At 54.5% G+C, this 18,719-nt stretch carries 17 protein-coding genes, 2 tRNA genes and 1 rRNA gene; 9 read left to right on the forward strand and 11 right to left on the reverse strand.

Features of this window, described 5'->3' with window-relative positions:
* Window positions 1-125 precede the first annotated feature (125 nt).
* The 3 genes from rrf (at window position 126) to dkgB (ending at window position 1,350) form a co-directional block, all read left to right on the forward strand.
* A 5S ribosomal RNA gene (gene rrf / locus C7387_RS19990) occupies window positions 126-241 on the forward strand.
* A gap of 56 nt (window positions 242-297) precedes the next feature.
* Window positions 298-374, forward strand: a tRNA-Asp gene (locus C7387_RS19995).
* A 172-nt stretch (window positions 375-546) separates the two neighbouring features.
* Window positions 547-1,350 carry a 2,5-didehydrogluconate reductase DkgB gene (gene dkgB / locus C7387_RS20000; protein WP_038254072.1) on the forward strand — a complete coding sequence of 268 codons (804 nt, stop codon included), beginning with the start codon at window positions 547-549 and terminating at the stop codon, window positions 1,348-1,350.
* A 34-nt stretch (window positions 1,351-1,384) separates the two neighbouring features.
* Here the strand turns inward: dkgB and yafC are convergent, their stop codons facing one another.
* Window positions 1,385-2,287, reverse strand: a complete 903-nt coding sequence (gene yafC, locus C7387_RS20005) for a DNA-binding transcriptional regulator YafC (protein ID WP_038254075.1) — start codon at window positions 2,285-2,287, stop codon at window positions 1,385-1,387.
* Window positions 2,288-2,393: 106 nt separating this feature from the next.
* On the opposite strand from yafC, the gene C7387_RS20010 reads away from it, so the two are divergent.
* The 3 genes from C7387_RS20010 to C7387_RS20020 all read left to right on the forward strand — a co-directional run bounded on the left by C7387_RS20010 (window position 2,394) and on the right by C7387_RS20020 (window position 5,362).
* Entirely contained in the window at window positions 2,394-3,569 is a 1,176-nt protein-coding gene (locus C7387_RS20010) for an MFS transporter (RefSeq protein ID WP_120817341.1), read from the forward strand.
* 142 nt (window positions 3,570-3,711) lie between these two features.
* Entirely contained in the window at window positions 3,712-4,512 is an 801-nt protein-coding gene (locus C7387_RS20015) for an endonuclease/exonuclease/phosphatase family protein (RefSeq protein WP_071777513.1), read from the forward strand.
* A 79-nt stretch (window positions 4,513-4,591) separates the two neighbouring features.
* Window positions 4,592-5,362, forward strand: a complete 771-nt coding sequence (locus tag C7387_RS20020; protein WP_038254081.1) for a class I SAM-dependent methyltransferase — start codon at window positions 4,592-4,594, stop codon at window positions 5,360-5,362.
* Window positions 5,363-5,417: 55 nt separating this feature from the next.
* Here C7387_RS20020 and mltD read toward each other — a convergent pair whose 3' ends face one another.
* Window positions 5,418-6,785: a murein transglycosylase D gene (mltD, locus tag C7387_RS20025; RefSeq protein ID WP_120817342.1), complete on the reverse strand. Its 1,368-nt coding sequence runs from the start codon at window positions 6,783-6,785 to the stop codon at window positions 5,418-5,420.
* A 71-nt stretch (window positions 6,786-6,856) separates the two neighbouring features.
* Window positions 6,857-7,612, reverse strand: coding sequence for a hydroxyacylglutathione hydrolase (gene gloB, locus C7387_RS20030; RefSeq protein WP_038254085.1), 756 nt, complete (start codon window positions 7,610-7,612; stop codon window positions 6,857-6,859).
* Between the two features lie 33 nt (window positions 7,613-7,645).
* Here gloB and C7387_RS20035 point away from each other — a divergent pair, with 33 nt between their 5' ends.
* Window positions 7,646-8,362, forward strand: a complete 717-nt coding sequence (locus C7387_RS20035; protein WP_006818591.1) for a class I SAM-dependent methyltransferase — start codon at window positions 7,646-7,648, stop codon at window positions 8,360-8,362.
* Between the two features lie 2 nt (window positions 8,363-8,364).
* On the opposite strand, the gene rnhA is transcribed toward C7387_RS20035, so the two are convergent.
* A complete protein-coding gene (gene rnhA, locus C7387_RS20040; RefSeq protein ID WP_161617679.1) occupies window positions 8,365-8,931 on the reverse strand; it encodes a ribonuclease HI in 567 nt (188 codons plus the stop codon).
* Here rnhA and dnaQ point away from each other — a divergent pair.
* Window positions 8,885-9,616 (forward strand): DNA polymerase III subunit epsilon, encoded by a 732-nt coding sequence (gene dnaQ, locus C7387_RS20045; protein ID WP_006818593.1) that lies wholly within the window; start codon window positions 8,885-8,887, stop codon window positions 9,614-9,616. The two genes, rnhA and dnaQ, sit on opposite strands and share 47 nt — an antisense overlap.
* Window positions 9,617-9,748: 132 nt before the next feature.
* A tRNA-Asp gene (locus C7387_RS20050) sits at window positions 9,749-9,825 on the forward strand.
* A gap of 59 nt (window positions 9,826-9,884) precedes the next feature.
* Here the strand turns inward: C7387_RS20050 and C7387_RS20055 are convergent.
* From C7387_RS20055 to fadE, 7 genes are all read right to left on the reverse strand, one after another.
* Window positions 9,885-10,304 carry an ion channel gene (locus C7387_RS20055; RefSeq protein ID WP_006818594.1) on the reverse strand — a complete coding sequence of 140 codons (420 nt, stop codon included), beginning with the start codon at window positions 10,302-10,304 and terminating at the stop codon, window positions 9,885-9,887.
* A gap of 1 nt (window position 10,305) precedes the next feature.
* Entirely contained in the window at window positions 10,306-11,331 is a 1,026-nt protein-coding gene (locus C7387_RS20060) for a DUF2955 domain-containing protein (protein ID WP_120817343.1), read from the reverse strand.
* 8 nt (window positions 11,332-11,339) lie between these two features.
* Window positions 11,340-12,434 (reverse strand): HlyD family secretion protein, encoded by a 1,095-nt coding sequence (locus C7387_RS20065; protein WP_006818596.1) that lies wholly within the window; start codon window positions 12,432-12,434, stop codon window positions 11,340-11,342.
* Window positions 12,431-13,954 carry an efflux transporter outer membrane subunit gene (locus C7387_RS20070; protein ID WP_120817344.1) on the reverse strand — a complete coding sequence of 508 codons (1,524 nt, stop codon included), beginning with the start codon at window positions 13,952-13,954 and terminating at the stop codon, window positions 12,431-12,433. The genes C7387_RS20065 and C7387_RS20070 overlap by 4 nt, the downstream gene beginning before the upstream one ends.
* Entirely contained in the window at window positions 13,947-15,053 is a 1,107-nt protein-coding gene (locus tag C7387_RS20075) for an AI-2E family transporter (protein WP_006818598.1), read from the reverse strand. Before C7387_RS20075 ends, C7387_RS20070 begins: the two co-directional genes overlap by 8 nt.
* 263 nt (window positions 15,054-15,316) lie before the next feature.
* Window positions 15,317-16,087 carry an amidohydrolase gene (locus C7387_RS20080; RefSeq protein WP_040903331.1) on the reverse strand — a complete coding sequence of 257 codons (771 nt, stop codon included), beginning with the start codon at window positions 16,085-16,087 and terminating at the stop codon, window positions 15,317-15,319.
* 115 nt (window positions 16,088-16,202) lie between these two features.
* On the reverse strand, window positions 16,203-18,647 hold the full coding sequence (fadE, locus tag C7387_RS20085) for an acyl-CoA dehydrogenase FadE (protein WP_120817345.1): 2,445 nt from the start codon (window positions 18,645-18,647) through the stop codon (window positions 16,203-16,205).
* Window positions 18,648-18,719 lie beyond the last annotated feature (72 nt).

Below are 18,719 nucleotides of genomic sequence, written 5' to 3' on the forward strand. Positions count from 1 at the left end.
AAGCGTAGCGATACGTTGAGCTAACCAGTACTAATGAACCGTGAGGCTTAACCTTACAACGCCGAAGCTGTTTTGGCGAAGAGAAGACGAACAATTATTCAGCCTGATACAGATAACAGAATTTGCCTGGCGGCTTTAGCGCGGTGGTCCCACCTGACCCCATGCCGAACTCAGAAGTGAAACGCCGTAGCGCCGATGGTAGTGTGGGGTCTCCCCATGTGAGAGTAGGACACTGCCAGGCATCAATTTAAGCAGTAAAACCGGGGCATAAAACCGGTTGTTGTAGAGAAATTCGGTGGAGCGGTAGTTCAGTCGGTTAGAATACCTGCCTGTCACGCAGGGGGTCGCGGGTTCGAGTCCCGTCCGTTCCGCCACTTATTAAGAGCCCTGAGCATCTGCTCAGGGCTTTTTCTTTTTTTCCAGATGCTATTATTGCTGTTTTAGCAAAAATCCTCTGCGTTTATCTGCCTTTTTACCTCACGCTAAACCCGTCATACTCTCCTCATCGAACGAACATTCACTAATTCATTGAGAAAGAGGAACATCATGACTATCCCTGCATTCGGTCTTGGCACTTTCCGTCTGAAAGACGACGTCGTTATCGCTTCTGTTAAAACTGCGCTGGAGCTCGGCTACCGTGCGGTTGATACGGCACAAATCTATGATAACGAAGCCGCTGTAGGCCAGGCGATTGCGGAGAGCGGCGTAGCGCGCAGCTCCCTGTATATCACCACCAAGATCTGGATCGAGAATCTGAGCAAAGACAAACTGATCCCGAGCCTGAAAGAGAGCCTGAAGAAACTGCGTACCGATTACGTTGACCTGACGCTGATCCACTGGCCGTCACCGAACGATGAAGTCTCTGTAGAAGAGTTCATGCAGGCGCTGCTGGAAGCGAAGAAAGAGGGCCTGACCCGTGAAATCGGTATCTCTAACTTCACTATTCCGCTGATGGAAAAAGCGATTGCCGCGGTGGGCGCTGAAAACATTGCGACCAACCAGATTGAGCTGTCTCCGTATCTGCAGAGTCGTAAAGTGGTGGATTGGGCGAAAGCGCACAACATCCACATCACGTCTTATATGACTCTGGCTTACGGTAAAGCACTGAAAGATGAAGTGATTGCCCGCATTGCAGCGAAACACAACGCAACGGCTGCACAGGTGATCCTCGCATGGGCGATGAGCGAAGGTTACTCCGTGATCCCGTCCTCTACCAAACGCGAAAACCTGGCGAGCAACCTGCTGGCGCTGGATCTGAAGTTAGATGCAGAAGATAAAAAAGCGATCGCCGCACTGGATTGCAACGATCGCCTGGTTAGCCCGGAAGGTCTGGCACCAAACTGGGATTAATTTCCAGCCTGCTCTGTCCCCTGACTTAACCCTCTTACAGCTCCTTCGGGAGCTGTTTTACGTGCTCACTCAGGAAATCAATGAATGCCCGAATACGTGTGCTAACGGCGCGGTCACTGTAATACACGGCACTAAATGGCATCTCGACCGGCAGGCGTTTATCCGCCAGGATCTCCACAAACTCTCCGTTTGCTATCTCTTTATCCACCATATAATCCGACAAGCAGGCAATCCCGTTGCCGTTGAGACACAGCTGTTTCAGGGTCTCACCGCTATTTGAGGTCAGTCCGCACTCCACTTCAAGCAACTGCCCGTCGTAGCGGGCCAGCGGCCAGGTATTGAGCGAGGAGGGTTCGGTGAATCCAAGGCACACATGCTCGCCAAGTTCGTCGGTAGTCTGCGGGACACCATGTTCAGCAAGGTACTCCGGGGAAGCGATCACTTTTCGATAGCTGTTAAACAATGGGCGCGCGCGTAGGCTCGAGTCGGTAAGGGTACCGGCACGGATAGCGACGTCGACCTTGCGCTCAATAAGGTTGATAAAGGTCTCTGAAGAGACTAACGAAAGGGTCATTTCCGGATAGCGCTCGCGGAATGGCTTAATGAGCGGCATCAGAAAATGCAGCATCACCGGGGTTGCGGCATCGACCCGCAGTAGCCCGCGCGGTGTGTTTCTCGTTTCCATCAGCTCATTTTCTGCCGCCGCCATCTCCTGTAACACCACCTGCATACGGCGGAAATAGCGCTCACCTTCTTCCGTCAGGCTCAGCTGGCGCGTCGTCCGGTTTAGCAAACTGACGCCAAGCTTTGACTCAAGCTTTTTGACCGCCCGACTGACCGCCGAATTCGCCTGGCCCAGCTGCTCGGCAGCCCGACTGAAGCTACCGCTTTCGACGACGGCAACAAAAATAGCAATTTCTTCTGATGTGGCTTTCATTTTTGCACCTGAAGCAAAATTCAATTGAGATTTTGGTGGTTTTTGTTATTTATACCGCGTCGCATACTACGTGTCATCTCATAATACTGTTGATACGGAGTTTATTATGCCACTGGCGCTACTTGCCCTGACTATCAGTGCCTTTGCGATTGGTACTACTGAATTCGTGATTGTTGGTCTGGTGCCTACTATTGCGGAACAACTGTCGGTCTCACTGCCATCTGCGGGGCTGCTGGTTTCTATCTACGCGCTTGGTGTTGCCGTAGGCGCCCCGGTGCTGACCGCGTTGACTGGGCGTCTGCCTCGTAAACAGCTGCTGCTGGCACTGATGGTGCTGTTTACCGCCGGTAACCTGCTGGCCTGGCAGGCTCCGGGATACACGACGCTGGTGATTGCCCGCCTGCTGACCGGTCTGGCACATGGCGTGTTCTTCTCCATCGGGTCGACGATTGCCACCAGCCTGGTACCAAAAGAGAAGGCCGCCTCAGCCATCGCCATCATGTTCGGCGGGCTGACCGTGGCGCTGGTAACCGGGGTGCCGCTGGGGACCTTCATCGGCCAGCATTTTGGCTGGCGGGAGACGTTCCTTGCAGTATCAGTACTGGGCGTTGTGGCACTGCTAAGCAGCCTGGTTCTGGTACCCTCTAACATCCCAGGTCGTGCGGTTGCCAGCCTGCGCGATCAGGTAAAAGTTCTGACTCATCCACGTCTGCTTATCATCTATGCCATTACGGCCCTGGGTTATGGTGGTGTGTTCACGGCGTTTACCTTCCTTGCGCCGATGATGCAGGAACTTGCTGGATTCTCAGCCAGCGCGGTTAGCTGGATCCTCTTAGGGTATGGTGTATCGGTGGCTATCGGTAACATCTGGGGGGGTAAACTTGCTGATAAGCATGGCGCCGTTCCGGCACTGAAAATTATTTTTGCAGCACTGGTGGTGCTCCTGCTGGTCTTCCAGTTTACGGCTTCTATGCAATATGCAGCACTGGCAACCGTACTGGTGATGGGGATCTTTGCCTTCGGAAATGTTCCTGGTCTGCAGGTTTACGTTGTGCAGAAAGCGGAGCAGTACACTCCGGCGGCGGTAGATGTTGCCTCCGGATTAAACATTGCGGCGTTTAATATCGGGATAGCGCTGGGATCGGTTATCGGCGGGCAAACCGTTGCCCATTATGGGCTGGCGCAGACCCCGTGGATTGGGGCGCTGATAGTCCTTATTGCTTTCCTGCTCATCGGCGTGAGTGGGCGTCTCGATAAGCCGGCCAGAGTCGCTTTGGGGTAAGCGTCGGGCAGTAAGCGCTTGCTTACAGAAGCTGACGAATGTTTCTGGTATTTAGCGTTGAAACTGTGCACAAAAATCCCTATAACAGAAAGACCCACCCGAGAAAGTGTGGGTCTTCTGTTATTGAGGTTAGAGTTTAAAAGTGCGAAAAAATACCTATGCCATGCGTTATGTCGCCGGACAACCTGCAGAGCGGATAATGCCGCCAGGTTCGTTCGCGAGCATTGGTAAAGCGTTACCCGCCGGAGTTCCTTTAAGCAGCGAAGAAAAGATCCGTGTTCTGGTATGGAACATCTTCAAACAACAGCGTGCTGAATGGATGTCGGTATTAAAGAATTTCGGCAAAGATGCGCATCTGGTGCTGCTCCAGGAAGCGCAAACGACCCCTGAACTGGTCTCGTTTGCAACTACCAACTATCTGGCCGCTGACCAGGTACCCGCTTTTGTCTTACCACAGCATCCCTCCGGGGTGATGACGCTGTCTGCGGCGCATCCTGTCTATTGCTGCCCATTACGCGAACGCGAACCTATTCTGCGCCTGGCGAAGTCTGCGCTGGTGACGGTCTACCCGCTGCCGGATATGCGCCTGTTGATGGTCGTGAATATTCATGCGGTCAATTTCAGCCTCGGCGTGGACGTCTACAGTAAGCAATTACTTCCCATTGGCGACCAGATAGCTCACCACAGTGGGCCGGTCATCATGGCGGGTGATTTCAATGCATGGAGCCGCCCGCGGATGAATGCGCTTTATCGCTTTGCCCGTGAAATGTCGCTGCGTGAAGTGCGCTTTAGCGACGATCAGCGTAAGCGCGCCTTTGGCCGCCCATTGGATTTTGTGTTTTACCGCGGACTGGCGGTTGACGATGCCTCAGTGCTGGTCACCCGTGCGTCCGATCATAACCCGCTACTCGTCGAATTCAGTCCCGGCAAACCCGACAGATAACGGTGCGTCAGGTCTGCCGTGGGGCAGGCCTGTCGATGCGGTGCTGCCCTCTCAATTTCCATCACCAAAGGACAGCACAATGACAACACACTCTCATCATGATCACGTCGACAAGCAGTTTGGCTCACAAGCGAAAGACTATTTAACCAGTGCCGTGCATGCGGCCGGGCGCGATCTTCAGCGCCTGGCGGAGCGTCTGCGTGATTCTTCACAAGCCTGCGTTCTGGATATGGGCTGTGGGGCAGGGCATGCGAGCTTTACCGCAGCGGGCGCAGTCGCAAACGTAACGGCTTATGATTTATCCCCACAGATGCTGGATGTGGTTGCCGACGCGGCACAGGAGAGGGGGCTTCGCAACATTACCACCCGGCAGGGTTATGCCGAGGTATTGCCGTTTGCTGATGCCAGTTTCGATATTGTTATCAGCCGCTACTCAGCACACCACTGGCACGATGTGGGTCGGGCGCTGCGGGAAGTGCAGCGTGTACTCAAACCCGGCGGCATATTAATAATGATGGATGTGATGTCACCAGGGCATCCGCTGCGTGATATCTGGCTGCAGACCGTCGAAGCGCTTCGCGACACGTCGCATGTGCGTAACTACTCCAGTGGAGAGTGGATGACGATGGTTAATGATGCGGGGCTTACTACGCATACTCTGGTTACCGATCGTCTGGCGCTGGAATACACCTCCTGGGTTGCCAGAATGCGTACGCCACAGGCGCTGTGCGAGGCCATTCGTCTGTATCAGGAGAGTGCGTCTGAAGAGGTGAAGCGCTACTTTGCTTTGCAGGCGGATGGCTCGTTTACCAGCGACACTATCTGGTTAGAAGCCCATAAGGCAAAATAGCCAATAAAAAAGGCACCGCGGAGAACGGTGCCTTTTCATAGGAGTTTAAACTCTGTCAGGAGTCTGGTCTGTCGCTGTTTTTGACATACAGCGTCAGCTGGTCGCCAGGCTTCAGGTTGTTAGCGTCGTCATTCCAGCGCACCAGGTCGCGGATGTTGACACCGTGGCGTTTGGCAATGCTGGACAGTGAATCACCTTTGCGCACACGATAGGTAATACTATCGTTGTTGCTGGCAAGACGCTGCGCACTGTTGCCTGCGCCAACGGTCAGGTTCTGGCCCACTTTCAGGCTCGAGCCGCGCAGGTTATTCCACTGCTGCAGATCTTTTGTCGACACGCCAAGACGTGCGGCAATCCCTGAAACGGTGTCGCCGGAACGCACCTTATAGCTACGGCTGGTCAACGGCGTGTTGTTCGCCATCAACGTAGGCTGAACAGCGGCAATTTCACCGGAGGCCAGAGATTCACGCAGCTGATTCGCGTGCTTCTTTGGCACCATCACATACTTCGGGCCGACGGCACCAAGGGTGGAACCCTTCACACCGGCGTTAAACGCCTTCAGTTTGGTGACAGACATTCCGGTCATATCGGCGAGCTGTGTCAGTTCAACCGGACCATTCAGACGGACCCGCGCCAGCGCACGGCTTTCATCTGCACTTGGCAGCTGAACACCATAGCGTTTGCTGTTTTTGAGAATATCACTCAACGCCAGCATTTTTGGCACGTAGACCTTGGTCTCCTGAGGTAATGAGAGTGACCAGAAGTCCGTGGATTTACCACGAGCTTTGTTCGCTTTCACTGCCTTCATCACTCGACCTTCACCGCTGTTATAGGCGGCCACGGTTAATAACCAGTCGCCATCAAACATTTTGTTAAGACGCTGCATCATATCGAGGGCTGCCGTTGTTGAGGCCACCACATCGCGACGCGCATCATAACCGCGGGTCTGTTTTAAACCATAATTTCGCCCTGTGCTCGGAATGATCTGCCAAATGCCTGCGGCATTGGCACCAGACGTTGCGTGCGGGTCAAAAGCGCTCTCCACTATGGGTAGTAATACCAGTTCCATTGGCATGTTACGTTTCTTAACTTGCCCGGCTATCCAGTACATATACGGCTCTGCCCGTAAAGTTACATCGTGGAGATAGCTCTTATTTCTTAAGTACTTCTGTTTCTGTTCGCGAATCCGGGGGTTTTCCGGAATGCCCATCTTTAGCTCGTCACCGATGAAAGCCCACAAGTCCTGATTCTGCGCGTTGAAAGTTCCATCGTCCATCCAACGCGCCTGACTGGCAAATTTCTCGGCTTCTCCTTGACCAGCTGCAGAAAGGCTCTGTGCGTGCTGTTGAACGTTGCCATCTGGCTTTGACGCCTGGCACCCCACCAGCAGGACAGAGGCGAGTAATATCGCTTTTGCCTTCATGTGTGTGTCAATAGTTGCTTAAAAGACGACCGATCATAACGGCGAAGTTTTTAAAAGGCAACTCAGAATTGTCAGAAGTTGTCTTTCTTTGACCTTAACCATGCAAATCGCGCTTCTGATTGTTGCAATTTTGTTTCTTTGTCAATTTCTTTAATTAAATCAATGTCATTTATGCGTAAAAAAAGATTATTTTTACGTTCATTTTTCAGAATTACGGGGAGTGTTATTTGGTTTTTTGCACGTAACTCATTCACTTTATGATAGTAATCATTAATAGCCTTGTCCTGAGGAAGGATACTAAGCGAAAACTTCATATTTGCTAAAGTATACTCGTGCGCACAACAAATTAACGTATCGTCGGGAAGTGCATTAATTTTTTGCAACGATTGATACATCTGTGTTGCAGTGCCTTCGAATAATCTCCCACAGCCCCCCGAGAACAGGGTGTCACCGCAAAACAGATAAGGAAAACTGAAGAAACAGATATGTCCTAATGTATGGCCCGGTGTCGCCAGAATAGAAAATTTGTGTCCTAAAACATTAACCTCATCACCCTCTTTGACAACAACCGTCGTTCCCTTATCTTGTGTTTCTGCCGGTCCGTAAACCACTACGCCTGGAAAATGTTGCCGAAGTTCTTTTACGCCGCCAACGTGATCGTGGTGGTGATGGGTGAGTAAAATGGCTTCCGGCTGCCACTGGTGTTCGCGAATAGCCGCAAGTACCGGGGCTGCGTCACCCGGATCGACAATCACACAGCGACCTTCTTCATCGCTCAGAACCCAGATGTAATTGTCCTGAAAAGCAGGAATACTGATAAGATTCATAAATTACCCCTTAAAGCGTAGCGGAAGGTTGTGATGAAACCGGCAAGGATACCCCAGACAGTCGCACCCCCCATTCACTGGTCTGAAATGCCATGGGGAGAGTACTACCGCGAAGCACTGGAATATCAGCTCAAACCGTGGCTGACAAAACTGTATGGATTTCATCTGCTTAAGATTGGCAATCTCAGCGCAGAAATCAATACCGAAGCGTGCGCTATCTCCCACCAGGTCAACGTCTCCTTACAGGGGGCGCCAATGCAGGTGCAGGCAGATCCGCTATGGCTTCCCTTTGCAGAGAAATCAGTCGACGCCTGCCTGCTGGCGCATACGCTACCCTGGTGTGAAGATCCCCATCGCTTACTGCGTGAGGCGGACAGGGTGCTTATTGACGATGGCTGGCTAATTCTTACTGGTTTTAATCCGATAAGCCTGATGGGGCTTCGCAAGCTGGTGCCGGTGCTGCGGAATACCACGCCCTACAACAGCCGTATGTTTACACTGACTCGTCAGCTTGACTGGCTGGCGTTGCTGAATTTTGAAGTACTTCATTATAGCCGTTTTCAGGTATTACCCTGGACGCGGCAGGGAGGAAGGCTGCTGAGTACGCATGTCCCGGCATTAGGCTGCTTACAGCTGATTATTGCCCGAAAACGGACTATCCCTTTAACGCTGAATCCTATGCGGCAGAACAAAACGAAAACCCGGATACGGCAAGCGGTTGGGGCAACCCGACAATACCGTAAACCGTAACATTACGCTTCCGGCTGGTAGCCGGTGTCTTCCAGGGTCGGGTTCCCGGCCGCGGTGCGGGCCAGCTCATCGCAGCGTTCGTTTTCCGGGTGTCCGGCGTGGCCTTTAACCCACTCCCATTGGATCTGGTGGTGGCTCAGGGCGGCGTCCAGACGCTTCCAGAGATCAACATTCTTCACCGGCTTTTTGTCGGCTGTTTTCCAGCCGCGCTTTTTCCAGTTGTGGATCCACTGAGTGATACCCTGGCGAACATACTGGCTGTCGGTGCTGAGCACGACCGCGCACGGCGCTTTCAGCGCTTCCAGCGCAACGATTGCCGCCATCATTTCCATGCGGTTATTGGTGGTGAGACGAAACCCTTCGCTAAAGGTTTTCTCGTGCTGCTGATAGCGTAGAATAGCGCCGTAACCACCAGGGCCCGGATTACCGAGGCAAGATCCGTCGGTGAAAATTTCTACCTGTTTAAGCATCTCTGGTAGACTTCCTCTGATGAAAACGACAAGTCTGACATAAATGACCGTTATGAGCACTGCAATTACACGCCAGATCGTACTCGATACCGAAACCACCGGTATGAATCAGATTGGCGCCCATTATGAAGGGCATAAAATCATCGAAATCGGTGCCGTCGAGGTGATTAACCGTCGCCTGACCGGCAGGAACTTCCACGTCTATCTTAAGCCCGATCGGCTGGTGGATCCGGAGGCGTTCAACGTTCACGGGATTGCCGATGAATTCCTTCTCGACAAACCGACGTTTGGCGATGTGGCCGATGAGTTCATTGAGTTTATCCGTGGCGCAGAACTCGTCATCCACAACGCGTCGTTCGATATCGGCTTTATGGACTACGAGTTTGGTAAGCTGAATCGCGATATTCCGAAAACCAACACCTTCTGCAAAGTGACCGACAGCCTGGCGCTGGCGAGGAAAATGTTCCCTGGCAAGCGGAACAGCCTCGATGCGCTCTGCTCGCGTTATGAAATAGACAACACCAAACGTACGCTCCACGGGGCGTTGCTTGACTCCCAAATTCTGGCAGAAGTTTATCTGGCGATGACCGGTGGTCAAACGTCGATGAAGTTTTCGGTGGAAGGGGAGTCCCGTCAGCAGGCCGGAGATACCGGAATTCAGCGCGTTGTACGTGCAGCCAGCAATCTACGGGTGATTTTAGCCAGTGATGAAGAGCTGGTTAACCATGAATCCCGCCTCGATCTGGTGCAAAAGAAAGGTGGAAGCTGTCTCTGGCGCGCGTGAATGTGCAGGTTATGATGTGAAAATCGCCGCGTGGGTGATTTTTGCAGCAAACGATTCAAAACGCGGGAAAAAGCATTGACGGCCCGCAGGGGAATACGTAATATTCGCCTCGTTCCCAAGGGAACACAACGCGGAGCGGTAGTTCAGTCGGTTAGAATACCTGCCTGTCACGCAGGGGGTCGCGGGTTCGAGTCCCGTCCGTTCCGCCACTATTCAGAAGGCCTGAATCAGCAATGATTCAGGCCTTCGTCGTTTCTGTCTCTCAGGATCACGGCTTCAGCTGCTTACGGATGTGGTGCTGCAACACGGCCAGCATACTGGCACCGGACAAACCAATCATCATCGCACCGTTTACCGCTTCCAGCGGGCCAAGCAGTTTCCACTGCGGGCTCATCACGACATCGCCGTAGCCGAGGGTGGCAAAGTTAACGCCGGAGTGGTACACCGCGGCGTTGAGCGTCGGAAACTCCCCCAGCCACAAAAACAGCATCCCCCACAGCAGGATCTGCAGCAGGTTGCCGAGCAGCACAATGGTGATAGTGCCAAACAGCGCGAACGTACCGGCAACAAAGCCCTCTTTATGCCGAAAACGTCGGATGTAAAAACGAATACAGCAGACCGCAACCAACGACTGCAGCAGCATATTGCAAAGGATAACCGGCATCCCTACCAGTAGGGGTAACAACATATTAGTCTCCTGAAGATAATTCGGCGGTAGCGGGGCGATGAGCCCGATACTTTGCCAGCAGGGCCACGCAGGCCCAGCCGTACAACGCGACGGCCACATATAACGCGGCTCGCATGGCGGCAGCGGTCCAGACGTCTTTTCCTGAAGCGCTATCCTGAATCGCCGGGCCAAATAAAATCAGCGCGGTTATCCAGGCGTTGCTCCAGAAAGAAGGAGGGAAGCGGGAGGGGGGGAGCTTCAGTAACCGTCTTGCCACCCACAGGCTCATGAGCGCCAGCCACAGCACCAGCATCAGTAGTGACGGCCAGAGGCTCAGCCCGCACCACAATACCAGCGCCAGCAGAGCTCCCATTAATGTCGAGAGCACCAGTTCAAGCCCGGATTGTTTTGCGGAAAGGGTATTGGTCTGCTGAGCCAGCATCACGGTTTTCATGACCGCGGGTATGTAAAACGCGGGATTGCTTAGCGCCAGAAACCAGACTGGAAGCACTATCAATACCGCGCGTCCTGCCAGGTAGCGAGAGGGGACTACCACGGCAGTAGATGGTTTTTTCTCAGCCGCGACGGCAGGCTGCGGTGGAAACAGTGCCAGCGTCAACCGGTTCACCAGTGTGCCGGTGATAATGCCAATACCCATCATCTGCGCAATACCAATCGCCAGCGTTTGTTCAACCAGCCCGGCCACCGGAATAATCGCGATGGCCACTATCAGCAGCATGGCAGGCGTACTCTTCCCGGCAAGGCTCATTAGCATCAGTCGATAGAGCAGAAGCGCGATGAGTAATAGCGTCGGTAGCGGGTAGTAGGTCAGCAGCGGTACCAGCAGTACGCCGCCAATCATGGTTGTCGTCAGGAGTAACCCAACGACGATGCCTTTTTTCAGCGGTAGCGGCTTTCCCTGGCACAGCACAATCCACGCCATAATACAGCCGAGGTGTGGCATCGGCAGGGCGGTGCCGTAGCAGATAAATGCCGCTACAGCGATGCCACTGCCTATCCTCAATGCTGCCCGGTCCGCGTTATGCATAGGTGCCCTTAATAGAAATACGAGAACAGGCTCATCAGACGAATATAGATTCGCCCGAAGAAGTTCAGTATTCCGCTGTCGCTGGCATAAACCAGTACATCCGCCTGGCCACCAACCCGCAGGCTCTGCACCGGTGGGTGGTCGTCCTGAGTAAAGGCAATTTTGACCGGGAAACGCTGGGCCTGGCGCAGCCAGTCGCGATTATTATCGACGGTAGGCAGTGCGCCAGCGGGCTGGGCGCTGGAGGTATTGACGCCATAGCCGATACTGCGGACCTCGCCGGTGTAAACGTGGCCAGGCATGCTGTCGAGGAGGATGGCAACCTTATCGCCCGCTTTCACGTGGCCAAGGTTGTTTTCCGTCATGTCGGCGCTTATCCAGACATCATTGATGGCGACGAGCGTCATGACGGGTGCGCCGGCACCAACAAACTCACCGATATCCGTTCGCAGGTCGGTCACCAGTCCGCGGCTACGGGCGAGAACGCGGGTGTTTCGTCTGTCGAGCTCGGCTTTGTGAACCGCAGCGCGAGCGCTCAGCAGCTGGGAGTTGTCGTCGCCGGTTAACCCGGCGGCCTCCGTGGCACGGCGTACGTCGGCTGCGGCGGCAGCCATCTGGCTACGTGCGGTTTCCCGCGTTGCCTGGGCGATTTCCAGACGGCGCACGGAAATGGTGCCCGGATCTTCACGGTAGAGTCGCTCCTGGCGCTCGGCATCTTTGGCGGCATTCTCATAGGCCGCGACGGTTGCCTGATACCCCGCTTTTGCCGCCGCCACGCCCTCGCCGTTAGCTTTCACCGAGCTCAGCACGCTCTCGTAATCCGAGCGGGCGCGTGCCAGCGCGATATCGTAGGCCTCCGGATTCAGCTCGAATAACGGATCGCCGCTGGCAACCTGCTGGTTATCACGGACGTACACTTTCTGGATCTGTCCGCTGACCTCTGCCGCAACAGGGACCACAAACGCCTGCACCCGAGCCTGGGAAGTATAGGGGGTGAACCTGTCAGAAATCAGATACCAGCAGAACAGCAAAATCATGCTAACGATAAGGATCAGCATGCCGCGACGGCTGCCCTCACCGGCCGGTGAAGTCGTGGAGTTCATGGTGAATTTCCTTCTTTTAGCTCAGTCGCGGGGGGCAGAGGCGTATCCAGCAGCGGTGCCCAGTCCTTCCGCTTGCGCAGGTGTGCTTCCGTTTCTTTATCGACAATCGGGCGCTCACGACCGCTTTCCCAGCCGCCGCCGAGCGCTTTATACAGGGTGATGAGATCGAGCATCATGGCGCCCTGGGTATTCACCAGTTGCTCCTGCTGAGTAAACAGCGCGCGCTGCGAATCGAGGACCCGCTGAAAGTCCGCCATGCCCTCGCGGTACTGGGTGTTAGCAATGTCCAGGGAACGGCTGGCCGCTTTACCGGTATCAATCAGAAGGGCAATCTGGTCTTTGTCGTTAGCGTAGGCGACGGCAGCATCGTCCACCTCGCGGGCGGCCTGAAATACGGTGTCGCGATAGTTTTCATGAAGCTGTAAGAAGCGCGCGTCCTGAACCAGCACCTGATTGCTGAGCCTGCCCTGGTCCAGCAAATTCCAGCTAAAAGTCGGCCCGACGGTCCAGGAAAGTGCACTGCTGTTGCCGGTTTGCATACTGATCCCGACGCTTCCGATAAGTGAGATCGACGGATAAAGTTCGCTTTCTGCTACGCCTATCAGCGCCGACTGCGCGGCAAGCTGACGTTCAGCGGCTCTGACGTCCGGGCGTCGGCGCATCAGATCGGCAGGCAACTCGGCAACCAGTGCCAGACTTCCCTGAGGGATCACCCCGGTATTGCTGGCCATTTCCGGTAGCGGGCCTGGTTTACGCGCAAGCAGGACGCCAAGCGCGTTCTGGCTCTGTCGCAGACTGGTTTCCAGCAACGGAATGGTAGAGAGCGTTGACAGATATTGTGTTTTTGCCTGTTGAACGTCCAGCTCGGCGCTGTTGCCGCTCAGGAACAGACGTTCGGTAATTTGCAGGCTACGCTGCTGGATTTTGGCGTTATTGCGGGTGATCTTAAGCCGGGATTCAAGAGTACGAATGTTGACATACAGCTGTGCCACCTGAGCGGCCATCAGGACCTGAATATCGTCATACTGAGCGAGCGTCGCAAAATAGCTGGCATCGGCTGACTCCACTCCGCGTTGAAATTTGCCCCAGAAGTCAATTTCCCACCCCAGATTGAAGCCCGCCCCGTACCGTGTGGCGCTACTTGAGCGACCATCGCGTACCTGGCCGGTTTTCAGCACTTCGCCGCTGCCGATGGTCGCCTGTGGGCCAAGTAAACTCTCTGCAATCCCCAACTGGGCACGAGATTCCAGCAGGCGCAGCCCGGCGATTCTGACGTCCGGGTTTTTGCGCAGCGCTTCGTTGACGAGGGCGGTGAGCGTCGGATCGTTAAGCTGGGTCCACCATCTGTCGTAGCTCTGGCTGGTGGCGTGGGCAGGCATCCCCACCGTTGCCGGTTGCCACTGCGCGAGCTCCGGCGTCTTCGGCGGGGTGTAGTCTGGCCCGAGTTTGGTACAGGCGGTTAACACCAGACAGGCGCCCCCGGTTAACAGGAGACGCCCGAAGGAGCCGTCTTTAGCCATTATTACCGCTCGCGGCGCTGGACAGACCATCGTTGACCCAGGCCATGAAGATGCGATAGCCAATTGAGAGCAGGGTTGCACCGATGAACATGCCGAGAATACCGCTCGCCGCCATGCCACCCAGCGCACCCAGCAGCACCACTGGCATTGGCGCATCCACACCACGTCCGAGCATCAGTGGTTTCAGCACGTTATCAACCATGCCTGCCACAATCAGCAGTACCGTGTAGAAAATATTCATGCCCATGCCGTGATCGCCAGTGCTCCACATAATGGCAATCGCCGGCGCCGTGACCAGTATCACCGGCACCTGAGCAATGCCAAGTATCAGCGCCAAAATAAAGAAGATCCCAACGGCAGGAATACCGGCCATCGCCATAATCACCCCGGCGAGCAGCGCCTGGATCAGCGCCACGCCGATAACCCCTTGCGCTACCGCGCGGATGGTGCCTGTGCAGAGTTTGGTCAGGGACAGACCTTTTTTCTCATCAGTAATGCGCATTGCGATACGGTTCGCGCTATTGGCTCCCGCGGCACCCCAGGCCATCATGATCCCGGCGACAATAAACGAGACGACAAAGCCAATCAGACCGCCACCCATGCTCGCCAGGATGCTCAATACCTGTTTGGCAATTTCACCAATCTGGGTCCGATAAGTTGAAAGTAATCCGGGTAAATCCACCGAGGCTTTCAGCCATAGCGCATGTAATTTTCCGCCAATAATCGGAATAGATGACACGCTTTCAGAAGGCGGTGGGATAACCAGATGGCTGTCACCCATTTTATCTATCATCGCGCTGACGCTCTCACCGAGTGAGCTAATCATCAGTACCGTAGGTGCGACAATTAACAATACGCCAAGCAGGACCAGCAGCGTCGACGCCCAACCTTGTCTACCGCCCAAGCGGGCAGCGAAGTATTGATGTAATGGATAGAGCGTAACCGCGAGTATGAGTGCCCACAGCATCATATTGAGAAATGGAGAGAAAACGGTAAAACAGAAGGAGGCTAATCCTAGAATAAGTCCAAACTTAATGAACATATCCATAAATCTGGCAACAATTCTTTTTTCAACAATAAGGAAATCATTATTATCCATGATGGTTTATTCCAGTTGATTATGAAAGCACACAACCGCCCGGGGCTCGCTGCGCAAAGCGGGCCAGTATAAAGAAGTCATCGTTTTAAAAGACGTTGGAAGTTATTTAAAAATAGTTCTCATTAATATTGAAATTTATCCATTTTATTAGTGTAGAACAGAAAATTAAGCAGACTGGCAAATATTACTGAGTGGGAAATGGGGCTGGGTTTTGGCCCGTCCGGTAAGACGTTCGGGCCATTAAAAGAGCCTGTTGCTGAAGGTTAACCGAGTGCGAAAGGATCCGCATCCTGCCAGGCAGGAAACTTCTCCCGATACTCCTTTAACGCGCTTAAAGAGAGCTCGGCGTCAAGGCGCGTGGCCTGATGGGCATCGGCCGTCGCCAGGATCTCGCCCTGCGGGCTGATAATGCGACTGTCGCCACGGTAGTGATGGCCGTTGCCGTCGGTACCGACGCGGTTACATCCCGCCACATAGGCCTGGTTCTCTATCGCTCGTGCAAGCAGTAACGACTGCCAGTGCAGAGAGCGCGGTGCAGGCCAGTTAGCGACATACAGTGCCAGATCGTAATCATCGCGGTTGCGTGACCAGACCGGAAAACGCAGGTCGTAGCACACCAACGGCAGAATGCGCCAACCGCGCCATTCAAACACCACCCGCTCGTCACCGGCCTGATAAAACTGGTGTTCATTGGCCATGCGGAACAGGTGACGCTTGTCGTAGAAATGGACGTTGCCTTCGGGTTCGACCAGCAGGAAGCGGTTCACCGGACCCTTGTCAGTTTGCAGGGCAGCACTGCCCGCGATGAGCGCCCGGGTTTGCTGCGCTTTGGCATGCATCCACGCCACAACGTCTTCCTGCGGCAACGACTGCTGCGCCGCTTCCATCGCAAAACCGGTGGTAAACATCTCCGGCAGGACAATGATATCTCGTCCGTTTATCTCTTCCAGTTGGCGATCGAAATGGCGCAGGTTGGCCGGACCGTCCATCCATACTAAGGGCTGCTGCAATAACGTAATTTTCAAACCAGACACGATCGTGAGCTCCTGAATTGAAGAGATGGCCTAACACCATATCAGGTAAGGGCAGGGGCCGGGAACAGAATAAAAAAAAGCGGAGCCAGGCTCCGCTTTTTAGATATTTCAGATATTATGCGGCTTCAATTTTGCGGACTTTCTCTGGCATCTTTACCGGCTGTGTCGCCAGCTCCTCTGGCTCGAAGTCGTCAACGTTGATACTACGCAGACGGCTCACTTCGGCTTTAGTCAGGATCTCAGCTTCATCCTGGTTGATAAAGCCTTTTGCTAGCGCATTCTTCGCCAGTTCATCAAGGCGGGTGAATGGCAGATTTTTGCCAATCTCTTTGCAGATGCGCTGGTGGATTGGATCCGCCGCCATCACATCCAGCAGTGCCTGCTCCAGCAGACCAACCGGGTTATGCTCGCTCGGGGTCAGATACTGACCGCGACCAATACGGCTGCGGGTTGCGCACGGTGTCTGCAGGATCTTCGCCACTTTGTGGTCGAGCTTATCTGACGGGGCATCGTAGTGACGCCCGGTCGGGAAGATAACCACACGCATCGCACCGGCGACCAGGCGGTTCGGGAAGTTACGCAGCAGATCGTCAATGGCCTGTTCTGCCTGATACAGCGCATCCTGAACACCCCAGTGGACCAGCGGCAGGTCGGCTTCGTGACGGCCTTCGTCGTCGTAGCGCTTCAGTACCGCAGAGGCCAGATACAGCTGGCTCAGCACATCACCCAGGCGGGCGGAAATGCGTTCGCGACGCTTCAGACTACCGCCCAGCACGGCCATCGATACATCAGACAGCAGCGCCAGGTTTGCACTCAGACGGTTCAGGTACTGATAGTAGCGCTTGGTCGCATCGCTGGTCGGCGTGTAGCTGGTGAGACCACGGGTGAGGCCAAGCCAGAAGCTGCGAACCTTATTACTGCCTACGTGACCAATATGTTTGAACAGCAGCTTATCGAAGGCGTTCACGTCGTTGTTTTGCGCCGCCGCCATCTCTTCCAGCACATACGGATGACAGCGGATAGCGCCCTGGCCGAAGATCATCATGCTGCGGGTCAGAATGTTTGCACCTTCAACGGTGATAGCAATCGGCGCACCCTGGTAGGCTCTGGCGAGGAAGTTGCTTTCGCCGAGCATAATGCCTTTACCCCCGGCAATATCCATCGCGTCAATGACCGACTGCTGACCACGGTGAGTACAGTGATATTTCACGATAGCGGACAGTACGGCCGGTTTCTCGCCCAGCATAATGCCGTAGGTAATCAGCGACGCGGCAGCATCCATCACATAGGCGTTACCGGCAATGCGCGCCAGCGGCTCTTCGATACCTTCCATCTTACCGATGGAGATTTTGAACTGACGGCGAATGTGCGCATAAGCCCCGGTCGCCATGGCAACCGATTTCAGACCCCCGGTAGAGTTAGACGGCAGGGTAATACCACGACCCACCGACAGACATTCCACCAGCATCCGCCAGCCCTGACCGGCCATGCTCGGACCACCGATGATGTAGTCGATTGGAACGAAGATATCTTTGCCCTTCGTCGGACCGTTCTGGAACGGAACGTTCAGCGGGAAATGACGACGACCAATTTCCACCCCTGGCGTGCCTGTCGGGATCAGCGCACAGGTAATGCCCAGATCTTCTTCGCCACCCAGCAGTTTATCCGGGTCAGAAAGTTTAAACGCCAGGCCAAGCACGGTGGCGATCGGCGCCAGGGTGATATAGCGTTTGTTCCAGGTCAGGCGCATACCGAGCACCTGCTCGCCCTGCCAGTCGCCCATGCATACCACACCGGTATCCGGGATCGCGCCGGCATCGGAACCCGCTTCCGGGCTGGTCAGCGCGAAGCATGGGATCTCCAGACCACGCGCCAGGCGCGGCAGGTAGTGATTTTTCTGCTCATCGGTACCGTAGTGCTGCAGCAGCTCGCCCGGGCCGAGTGAGTTAGGTACGCCAACGGTGATCGCGAGGATCCCGGAGACGCCAGAGAGTTTCTGCAGTACACGAGACTGTGCGTAGGCGGAGAATTCCAGGCCGCCGTACTCTTTCTTAATGATCATCGCAAAGAAGCGATGTTCTTTCAGATAAGCCCATAGTTCCGGCGGCAGATCCGCCATTTCGTGGGTTATCTGGAAATCATTCGCCATACGGCAGGCTTCTTCAACCGGGCCGTCAATAAAGGCCTGCTCTTCTTCCGTCAGATGTGGCTGCGGATAGTTGTGCAGTTTTTTCCAGTCGGGTTTGCCCTGGAACAGATCGCCTTCCCACCAGGTGGTACCCGCATCGATAGCTTCTTTTTCGGTGCGAGACATCGGCGGCATCACTTTACGGAATGCGCGAAACACCGGTGCAGAAATCATCGACTTACGCATCGGTGCCAGGTTAAACGGCAGAAGAATGATGGCCAGCGGTACCAGCAGCCAGATATTCCACAGACCAGAAACGCCCAGCGCCGCGGTCCAGGCCAGCAATATTACGCTGCTAAGCAGCAAGTTCACCCGGTGATAGAAGAGCACGCCGAGTAACACGATGGTTGCAACAACACTCAAAATCATCATAAAGAAAAGCTCCCTTGCTTGTAGGAGGTCTGACCACTTGTGATATTAAGGTTGTAGAGGATGTAAATTGTT

This window comes from Yokenella regensburgei, assembly GCF_003634235.1.
GTDB lineage: Bacteria > Pseudomonadota > Gammaproteobacteria > Enterobacterales > Enterobacteriaceae > Yokenella > Yokenella regensburgei.

Coding starts and splice junctions, on each gene's coding strand:
- dkgB (WP_038254072.1), top strand. CDS start 547: ATGACTATCCCTGCATTCGGTCTTGGCACTTTCCGTCTGAAAGACGAC.
- yafC (WP_038254075.1), bottom strand. CDS start 2,287: ATGAAAGCCACATCAGAAGAAATTGCTATTTTTGTTGCCGTCGTCGAA.
- C7387_RS20010 (WP_120817341.1), top strand. CDS start 2,394: ATGCCACTGGCGCTACTTGCCCTGACTATCAGTGCCTTTGCGATTGGT.
- C7387_RS20020 (WP_038254081.1), top strand. CDS start 4,592: ATGACAACACACTCTCATCATGATCACGTCGACAAGCAGTTTGGCTCA.
- mltD (WP_120817342.1), bottom strand. CDS start 6,785: ATGAAGGCAAAAGCGATATTACTCGCCTCTGTCCTGCTGGTGGGGTGC.
- gloB (WP_038254085.1), bottom strand. CDS start 7,612: ATGAATCTTATCAGTATTCCTGCTTTTCAGGACAATTACATCTGGGTT.
- C7387_RS20035 (WP_006818591.1), top strand. CDS start 7,646: ATGAAACCGGCAAGGATACCCCAGACAGTCGCACCCCCCATTCACTGG.
- dnaQ (WP_006818593.1), top strand. CDS start 8,885: ATGAGCACTGCAATTACACGCCAGATCGTACTCGATACCGAAACCACC.
- C7387_RS20055 (WP_006818594.1), bottom strand. CDS start 10,304: ATGTTGTTACCCCTACTGGTAGGGATGCCGGTTATCCTTTGCAATATG.
- C7387_RS20060 (WP_120817343.1), bottom strand. CDS start 11,331: ATGCATAACGCGGACCGGGCAGCATTGAGGATAGGCAGTGGCATCGCT.
- C7387_RS20065 (WP_006818596.1), bottom strand. CDS start 12,434: ATGAACTCCACGACTTCACCGGCCGGTGAGGGCAGCCGTCGCGGCATG.
- C7387_RS20070 (WP_120817344.1), bottom strand. CDS start 13,954: ATGGCTAAAGACGGCTCCTTCGGGCGTCTCCTGTTAACCGGGGGCGCC.
- C7387_RS20075 (WP_006818598.1), bottom strand. CDS start 15,053: ATGGATAATAATGATTTCCTTATTGTTGAAAAAAGAATTGTTGCCAGA.
- fadE (WP_120817345.1), bottom strand. CDS start 18,647: ATGATGATTTTGAGTGTTGTTGCAACCATCGTGTTACTCGGCGTGCTC.